A 608-nucleotide genomic window follows, 5' to 3' on the forward strand; every position below is an offset into this window, starting at 1 on the left:
GTGAGCCATCGTTTTAAAAATGGCATAGGCTTTGAAGTCGAGGCAAAGTGGAAGTCAAATGTTAAGACGGGTAAAACCAACGCTGCACCTCTTGATTTTGATCAAATGTCGGGCAATGGGCAGCAAGCCAACATCAGTTATGCTTATAAATTGTCAGATTCATTCACCTTAACTCCCCAATATAAATGGGAGTCGAATGACAGTAAATTCGGTCAACAATTTAACCTGACCTTAGGTTATCGAGTGAATAGTGATTGGAATGTTTCATTCCGTCAACGTTATCACTATGAAACTAGACCGAATAACGATAAAAGCTCTCACTATAATCGTTGGACATTTGGTGCAGGTTATCGAGGCTTAGAGAGTTGGAACTTAGGTACCAGTGTCGATTATACCTTTAAGCAAGATGGGCAAGTGGTTTATAAAGATAAAGATGCCTATTTTAGTGAAGTGAATTTCACCTTTGAATATACCCAGTTAGAAAGTGGCTTCCGTCCTTTCGGTGAAATTGGTTTTAACCCATCAAGAAAAGACACGAGAGAAGTTGACGCTTGGCGTCCGATGTTTCGTGTGGGCGTGAAATATAGCTTCTAAGTATTCCCTTCCTT

At 40.3% G+C, this 608-nt stretch carries 1 protein-coding gene; it reads left to right on the forward strand.

Annotated features, from left to right (window positions below):
* Positions 1–594 (forward strand): oligogalacturonate-specific porin KdgM family protein (locus Q5762_RS36945; protein WP_315896691.1); only part of this gene is annotated, 594 nt, incomplete at its 5' end.
* Positions 595–608: the final 14 nt, after the last annotated feature.

Origin of the sequence: Streptomyces sp. P9(2023), from assembly GCF_032436795.1 — a bacterium.
GTDB lineage: Bacteria > Actinomycetota > Actinomycetes > Streptomycetales > Streptomycetaceae > Streptomyces.